The organism is Kaistella sp. CFF1-2, assembly GCF_059509915.1.
The window spans coordinates 406,524-413,069 of record NZ_JCAKLF010000003.1 but is presented as its reverse complement, the minus strand read 5'-3'; the positions used below and the strand labels follow the sequence as shown (position 1 = coordinate 413,069).

The 6,546-nt window shown below is 34.2% G+C and carries 6 protein-coding genes and 1 tRNA gene; 5 read left to right on the top strand and 2 right to left on the bottom strand.

What is annotated here, in order from left to right:
• Positions 1-1,359 (top strand): COR domain-containing protein (locus AC5XHR_RS11160; RefSeq protein ID WP_495950873.1); only part of this gene is annotated, 1,359 nt, incomplete at its 5' end.
• 84 nt (positions 1,360-1,443) lie between these two features.
• Here AC5XHR_RS11160 and AC5XHR_RS11155 read toward each other — a convergent pair.
• Together AC5XHR_RS11155 and mce are read right to left on the bottom strand one after the other, a co-directional pair.
• Positions 1,444-1,517, bottom strand: a tRNA-Ile gene (locus tag AC5XHR_RS11155).
• A 62-nt stretch (positions 1,518-1,579) separates the two neighbouring features.
• Positions 1,580-1,978: a methylmalonyl-CoA epimerase gene (gene mce / locus AC5XHR_RS11150; RefSeq protein WP_495950872.1), complete on the bottom strand. Its 399-nt coding sequence runs from the start codon at positions 1,976-1,978 to the stop codon at positions 1,580-1,582.
• 183 nt (positions 1,979-2,161) lie between these two features.
• On the opposite strand from mce, the gene rbfA reads away from it, so the two are divergent.
• From rbfA to AC5XHR_RS11130, 4 genes are all read left to right on the top strand, one after another.
• Positions 2,162-2,524 (top strand): 30S ribosome-binding factor RbfA, encoded by a 363-nt coding sequence (rbfA, locus tag AC5XHR_RS11145; RefSeq protein WP_495950871.1) that lies wholly within the window; start codon positions 2,162-2,164, stop codon positions 2,522-2,524.
• A 6-nt stretch (positions 2,525-2,530) separates the two neighbouring features.
• Positions 2,531-3,730: an ABC transporter permease gene (locus AC5XHR_RS11140; protein WP_495950870.1), complete on the top strand. Its 1,200-nt coding sequence runs from the start codon at positions 2,531-2,533 to the stop codon at positions 3,728-3,730.
• Positions 3,731-3,842: 112 nt separating this feature from the next.
• Positions 3,843-4,568 (top strand): shikimate dehydrogenase family protein, encoded by a 726-nt coding sequence (locus AC5XHR_RS11135; protein WP_495950869.1) that lies wholly within the window; start codon positions 3,843-3,845, stop codon positions 4,566-4,568.
• Between the two features lie 78 nt (positions 4,569-4,646).
• A complete protein-coding gene (locus tag AC5XHR_RS11130; protein WP_495950868.1) occupies positions 4,647-6,482 on the top strand; it encodes a DUF349 domain-containing protein in 1,836 nt (611 codons plus the stop codon).
• Positions 6,483-6,546: the final 64 nt, after the last annotated feature.

The window sequence follows — 6,546 nt, the reverse complement described above, 5'->3', positions numbered from 1 at the left end:
TTTTTAAGTCAATACTTTCATGATTTAGGTGTTTTTCTTCATTTTAAAGAGGATAGCTTGCTTAGACAGATTATATTTTTAAAACCTGAATGGGCAACAAATGCAGTTTATAAAATATTAGATTCCAAGGAAGTAATTCTAAGAAATGGTGAATTTGACCTTGATTTATTAGATATTGTTCTGTCAGAATTTGAATCAGACAAAAGACCTTACATAGTAACTTTGATGAAAAATTTCGAATTATGTTTCGAAGTTGAAAAAAACACTTTTCTTATCCCAGAGTTATTAAAACCAGAAATAGTTGATTTTGATTGGGACTATAACAATAATTTGCGGTTCGAATATCATTATGATTTCATGCCTGCTGGGATTATGGCTAGGTTTATTGTGAGAACTAGAAATTTAATACATGATAATACATTTTGGAAAAATGGTGTAATAATACAAAGGGAAAATACTAGAGCTTTGATTACAACTGACCAATATTCACGAAAATTACTAATTTGGATTCATGGAAACAATTCATCTTTCCTTCTTGAGACAATTCGAAAAGAATTAAATGACATTCACCAATCCTTGAATTACTCTGATGTTCCAGAAAAAATCCCATGTATATGTTCAGAATGCTTAAATTCTCAGACACCTCATTTATTCAATTATACATTTATTAGAAAGATAGGTGTAAATAATACATTTAAGACAGTCCCATGCGAAATTAGTGCGACAGGAGTTAATGTACATAAACTTTTAGGTCTATATCATATTGAAAACGAGGAACCTGATAACAATCCAATGTATTCACTTGATAAAATTTTGACAGATATAATTGAGGTATCGTCGCGAATTTTAGAAAGGAAATACCAAAAGAAAATAGAAGACCTATTTAACGATGACATAGTGGATCTTTTGCGCACAAAAGGGCACCAAATAGCAGATCAAACAAGATCTGGATCTTCCAGTTCTGGAATTGGTGCTGGTGAATTAGATATCATGATTAGAAGAAGTAATGGAATACCTATTACAATAATTGAATGCTTTCGATTAGATAGTTGCGGTCCGAAAAACACTGTTGTTTCTGATCACCTCACGAAATTATTATCAAAATATGATACTCATGATTTGAAACGAAAGTTTGTCATTGTTTTTGCAGAAAGTAGTCGATTGGATAATTTGTGGGGTAGTTATACAAAATATCTGAAAGAAATGGATTACGGTGACAACTATCCTTTTTCGGGTTTTACTTTACGAAGTGATTTACATGATATTGGAGCAATGAGAGTTGGAATATCGAGACATGAAAACAATGGCGAAACATTAGAAATAGTACATATTATGTTAGATATGTTTAATAAGAAATAGCTATTAATACACTATTAATAGCCCCTATCCACTCCCCTATAAAAAATAAACTCTTGAATATCAACGTATTCAAGAGTTTCAATGTGGTCCCACCTGGGCTCGAACCAGGGACCACCTGATTATGAGTCAGGTGCTCTAACCAACTGAGCTATAGGACCTCAAAACTTGGTTAAATTTTGTGTGTGCAAAAATACTATTTTTTAGGAATAATCAAAATAAATTAAGGTTTTTCTTGGCATAATTCTACCAAAACACCGTTTGTAGATTTCGGATGTAGGAATACCACTAACTTGTTATCGGCACCATCTTTCGGTACTTCCGAAATAAATTCAAATCCGGCTTCTTTCAATCTCGTGATTTCGGCCTGAATATCATCCACACCGAAAGCGATATGATGAATTCCCTCTCCTCTTTTTTCAATGAATTTTGAAACTGGACTTTCAACAGTACTTGCTTCAAGAAGTTCAATTTTACTTTCGCCAACTTCATAAAACGAAGTGACAACACCTTCGCGCTCTACAGATTCTTGTTTGTAGTTTGGCTTTCCTAAAAGTCGAGCAAATAAATTATCCGAGGTTTCCAAGGATTTTACCGCGATTCCTAAATGTTCTATTTTCATAAATCTTATTTAATACGTTATAAAGCGTGAGGGCGAAGTGCATTGTTGGAGCTCTTTTCTAGCGGCGGCTTCGCCGCCGCTAGAAAAAGCGACTGCACGTAGACCGACTTTTTTCTTTCAGGAAACTCGCTTGGAGAAAAAAGACACGCCCAAAAAGTCAAACAAAAGTACTAAATTTGCGCCATGAACGAATCGAACAGACAGAGAAAAGTTGCCCAAATTATCCAAGAGGATTTTGCCGAACTCTTCAGAAAGCAAGCTGCTGATAGCAAACAAAATTTTTTGGTAAGCGTATCGGACGTGAAAGTAACCGCCGATTTGGGTATTGCTAAGATCTATTTAAGTATTTTCCCACAAGAATATCGTAAACCCATTATGAAAGAAATTGAGGATAATAAGCCTCAGTATCGTAATTTCATTGGTCAAAAAATGGGAAAACAAGTACGTATTATTCCGGAACTTAATTTCTATCTAGACACAACGTTAGATGATGTTGAAAAGCTAGAAAAAGAATTGCGAGGCGAAGGCGATAATCCTAAACTTTAATCGATCTTGCCAAGCACATCGTATTACATAGCGAGAAGATACCTTATTGCAAAAAAAGGGAATACAGCGGTTACGTTTATTACGTGGCTTGCGGCTTTTGCTATGACTACTGCGGTTGCTTGTATGTTTATTATCCTTTCGGTTTTTTCTGGATTGGAAGACCTTAACAAGGATATGATTGCGAATCTCCATGCGGATATTACCATCAGTTCTAAAGTCGGAAAATCGCTTCCAGAGATTCCAAAACTGGAGAAAGCATTAAAAAATCAGAAAAAAATTGCTCACTTCTCTAAAGTAATTGAGGAGAAAGCATACATCTCGTATAATAATATTGGTGAAATTGGTTATCTACGCGGTGTTGATTCCGCTTACACAAGTGTAAATCCTATTGACAAAAAAATATTCTTTGGGAAATATCCAAGTTTCACGTACCAAAACGAAGTTATTCTTGAAAATAACTTAGATGTTCGATTAGGAATTCCGGTTGGTGAAAATACCGATTACGCCATGCTTATGATGCCGAAACCAGGTTCCGGAATGATTAGCAAGGAAGAAGACATCTTCAATAAAAAAGAAATTTTCGTTACGGGAATTTTCCCAAGTCAAGATCAATTGGACAATTACATTATTGCACCACTGGAACTTGCTCAAGGCTTATTAAATCTTCCAAAAAATTCGGCATACACCATTGTTATCAAATTAAATGATGCAAATGACGCAGATCAAGTTCGGGATGATTTGTTGAAAGAGCTAGGAACTAAGTACAATATCAAAACCAAAAAAGAAGAAAACGCCGCTTTTTGGAAGATGATTAATACAGAAAAATTGATGATTTATCTAATTTTCTCTTTAGTTATTTTCATTACAACTTTTAATTTGGCTGGCGCCATTACCATTCTTCAACTGGATAAAAAAGAACAATCGAAAGCATTAATTTCTTTAGGTTTTTCTAAAGTGAAACTACGCCGAATCTACTTCTACACCGGAATGTTGATTGTCGGATTAGGAATAATTGGCGGACTTATTATCGGTTCTATCATTTGTTATATTCAGATGAATACAGGGGTTTTCAAAGCAAACGCATCACTGCCTTTCCCAGTAAAAATCACATTTAACAATTATTTAATAGTTGCACTAATCACGCTAATATTCGGGGTTTCAATCTCTTGGATTTTCTCAAAAATCAATAAAAACCTTTTACATTAATTGGTAAGGAATAAATACATTCTCAAATCGCAAAAGAAATCAACAAAAATAATTGTTGAATAAATTACAAAAAGACCGATTTTCATCGGTCTTTTTTTTATAATTTTACATAATGGAAACTAAAAAATTCGGATTGGTAGGTAAGAATATTTCGTATTCTTTTTCTAAAAAATACTTTACAGAAAAGTTCAAAACTTTGCATCTCGCAAATCATTCGTACGAGGTTTTTGACCTTTCGGAGATCAATCAAATTCAAAGTGTTTTTTCCAATCCAAATTTGAAAGGCTTCAATGTAACCATTCCGTATAAAGAGCAAATCATTCCTTTATTGGACGAACTCAGTGACGAAGCAAAAAGCATTGGCGCTGTTAACACGGTTGTTTTAAAAAACGGAAAAAGCATTGGCTACAATACCGACACCTATGGTTTTGAAAAAACCTTGCTTCTTCATCGAAAACCGCAGCATACATCAGCAATAATCATTGGAGATGGTGGAGCCGCTAAAGCCGTAAAATATGTTTTAAATAAGCATCAAATTCCATTTATTACAGTTTCGAGAAAGTCAGACATCAATTTTGATAATTTAACGCTGGAACAAGTTCAAGAACATATGATTATCATTCAATGCACGCCAGTAGGAACTTTTCCGAATATTGACGATTCGGTTCCTTTTCCATTTGATGGAATTACAGACCAGCATTTAATTATTGATTTGATTTACAATCCTGAATACACCGCTTTCATAAAAAAAGCGTACGAAAATGGAGCAAAATGTGTAAACGGCTATTATATGCTCGAACAACAAGCAGAAAAAGCTTGGGAAATTTGGAATTTTTAAAAAAAATCAGTTAATTTAGTGCATCTTTATGAATTATTATAAGACCCTTCACCGCGATTTGCGGAAAACCGAATTGATATGACACCAGAAAACACCAGTCCATCACAAAACGAAGAAAACAAGCCCGTTTCAGCAGAAAATTCAACAAATGAACAAGCAGAAGAAACGACGCCAACTTCTCAAGAAAATCTAGAAACCGCTCCTGAAGTTGATGCTTCTCACGAAGAAGATGATCACGAACATGAAGAAGCTTCTGGATTATCTTTGAATGAGATTTTGCAGGAATTGGAAAAAATGGTGAATGCAAAAGATGTCGGAATCGTAAGTAAGAAATTCAACCAGCTTAGACAAGAAGGTTTGCATATCATTGCAGACGAAACGGAAGACAAAAAACATGAATTCGAAGAAGCGGGAAACAACGTAGAACATTTCACATGGGAACATCCCCAATTGGCCAAAGTTTCTGGTTTGGCATCGATTTTCAAAGAAAAACTGGATCAGTATCATAAAGTTCAAGAAGAAGAACAAAAGGAAAATTTAGACAAAAGACAAGAAATTATCGAACGTCTGAAAAACCTCTACACCACTTCTACTCCAGAAACTAATTTATTCAAAGAAATTAGAAAAATTAAAGAAGACTGGATGCAAGCTGGTCAAGTTGCGAAGAAGGATTTCAAAATTCTGAACAGCAATTATTTCTTTCACTTGAATCAGTTTTATGCTCTTTTAGACTTGAATAAAGAATATTTAGAGCAAGAATACTCGCATAATCTTGAAAAACGTAACCACATTATCGCAAGAGCGAAAGAATTGGAAGCGGAACCCGTAATTCAAAAAGCATTAAACGAACTTCAATATCTCCATAAATTATGGAAAGAAGAAGCGGAACCTGTTGCCGAAGAATTTAGAGAAAGTACGTGGGAAGAATTCAAGAATATTTCTAATAAAATTCATGAAAGAAAATCGGAACTTTCCGCTCAAATAGAAGGTGCGCAAACCGAAAATTTAGAAAAGAAAAACGCGATTATTGAAGAAATTAAGACGTTTGTAGCAAATCAAAAGGAAAACAACCATAATTTCTGGCAAAACTCCATTAAACGTGTTGAAGAACTTCGTTTGGAGTTTTTAAAATTAGGGAGCGTTCCAAGGAAATTATCCAACCAAAACTGGACAGATTTCAAACAAACGTTACGTGATTTTAATTCGAAAAAGAATTCATTCTACAAAGGATTGAAGGAAAACCAAATTACCAATTTAGAACAAAAACTTGCATTAATTCAAACCGCGAAAGACAATATGCTTTCGGAAGATTGGGAAACAACGGTTCCTTTGTTCAAAAAACTTCAAGACGATTGGAAGAAAATTGGTCACGTTCCTAGAAGTCATGCGAATAAAATTTGGGATGAATTCCGCGATGCCTGCAACACGTTTTTCAACAATTTTAGAGAGAAAAACAATGCTGTTTCCGATAATTGGAAAGAGAATTATAAAAATAAAAAAGCACTTTTAGAAGAGCTAAAACAAGTTTCTGACGATGAAGGAAGCGTAGAAACGATTGAGAGAATCAAAAACTCGTGGAATGCGATTGGAAAAGTTCCTCGCGACAAAATGAACATCAACAAAGACTTCAACCAAGCATTGCGTGAGAAGTTAAAGCTTAATAAAGTTTCCGAATATTCATTGAAAGAAGAAGGTCTATCTGGAGATCGATTGACCGATAAAGCGAGAAAAATTAAAAATCAAATTTCGGAATTAGAAGCCGAAATAGTGAAGCTAGAAAACAATTTAGGTTTCTTCACCAATCCATCACGTGAAAATCCTTTATTAAAAGATACATTTGATAAAATTGATGAAAAGAAAGAGGTTTTAGAAACTTTGAAACAAAATCTTCATCAGATTATCGCAGGCGAATAAAAAGACACCAAAATTCAAATTCAATAGGGTCACTTGACAGTTTTTTGTCAAGTGATTTTTTTAA

Excerpts from the sequence above, each read along its gene's own strand:
- AC5XHR_RS11135 (WP_495950869.1), top strand. The coding sequence starts at position 3,843 with ATGGAAACTAAAAAATTCGGATTGGTAGGTAAGAATATTTCGTATTCT.
- AC5XHR_RS11130 (WP_495950868.1), top strand. The coding sequence starts at position 4,647 with ATGACACCAGAAAACACCAGTCCATCACAAAACGAAGAAAACAAGCCC.
- rbfA (WP_495950871.1), top strand. The coding sequence starts at position 2,162 with ATGAACGAATCGAACAGACAGAGAAAAGTTGCCCAAATTATCCAAGAG.
- mce (WP_495950872.1), bottom strand. The coding sequence starts at position 1,978 with ATGAAAATAGAACATTTAGGAATCGCGGTAAAATCCTTGGAAACCTCG.